General features: G+C 63.3%; 1 protein-coding gene. It reads right to left on the bottom strand.

Annotated elements, in window-relative coordinates; translation table 11 throughout:
* Positions 1 to 81: 81 nt before the first annotated feature.
* On the bottom strand, positions 82 to 1,289 hold a 1,208-nt coding region (locus G6N73_RS35730), incomplete at its 5' end, for an adenylate/guanylate cyclase domain-containing protein (RefSeq protein WP_165034551.1).

The raw sequence follows: 1,289 nt of genomic DNA, 5'->3' as shown, positions 1-1,289 counted from the left end.
CGGCAATGTTCTGCGGCAACATCCCTGCTATCAATGAACGAGCGGCGGCCAGCATCGCGAACGACGCGGGAGGCATCCACTTCAATACGCAAAAACCTTCTGCCGTCCATCGAAGCCTTTGAACCCAACTTCGGCCGCTAACTTCGCCGTGACGCAAAGCAGGGCGGCGATGTCCGCGGAGGCGACATGTCGGAGGTCGAGCGCGGAGGCGGCGTCGAGGAGCCGGGCGGCATAGTTGATCGGGCGGCCAATGGCGGTGAAGTCGAGTCGGTTCCCGCCGCCGATATTGCCATAGTGGAAGCGCCCTGCATGCAGCGCCGACCGGAACGCAACTTTTTCTGCGAGCGGGCTTTCGGCGAGGCGCCGTTCGCCTTCCATAATCGTCTGGCTTGCCGCCTTCACGGCCTCGGCCCGGCTGATGCCTCCATTATAGGGAAAGATGGCAAAGAAGCCGTCGCCCAGAAACTTCAGGATTTCCCCGCCATGTTCCTCGACCGGCGGCACGACGATGTCAAAGGCGTCGTTGAGCAGCGACACGATCTCCCATCCCGAGCGCTGATTCGACATTTCGGTGAAGCCGATCAGGTCCGTGAACAGGATTGCGGCGTCGATCTCCTCACCGTCGCCGCGGTGCATGCGCCCTTGCAGGATCTGGTCGCCGCTGTTGCGCCCGACATAGGCCGAGAGGATGGAGCCAGCGTTGGCGCGGAGCAGATAGATTTCTGCGAGCCTGGCCAGCGGGCGGCGGATGAGCTCGATCGCCGCCAGCGTCTCGATGGAGAACCCGTCCGGCTCTCGGGTCGAGAAGGTCGCGGCATGCGTCTCGCCGGTGGTGAAGATCAGCGGCATGGCGATATAGTCGGTAAAGCCCTCGTCCCTGAGTTCGCCAAGGATGATGAATTCCGAAAGTGCCTTTGGGTCTGTCAGCCGGCGGCGGATGGTCACTTGTTCCGAAGTCACCATTGGCAGCGGGTTGCGGGTGTATTCCTCACGGCCGAAGAGCCCGATCGGGCCATCGCGCACCGCCACGCCTTGCTCTGGCGTCCAGGTGAAGCGGCGTCCGGAAATGTTGGGATGCAGCGTGTTTACGACGAGTGCGAAGCGGCCGATCGGCACGCCGGCCGCCACCAAGCGCCAGCAGATGCCGTCGATGATCGTCTGCGCGTCAGCGCTCGGCCTGGCACCGTCGATCATCCAGGCGATCAGCGCGTCGATCGCAACATGATCGATCTCGGCGGGCCTGACGGCGGCGGAGAAATCGGTTCGACCTGCCGGAGAGATCGTTGTGG

Source organism: Allomesorhizobium camelthorni, assembly GCF_011045125.1.
Classification (GTDB): Bacteria; Pseudomonadota; Alphaproteobacteria; order Rhizobiales; family Rhizobiaceae; genus Allomesorhizobium; species Allomesorhizobium camelthorni.
This window is presented reverse-complemented; position numbering and strand designations above follow the sequence as displayed.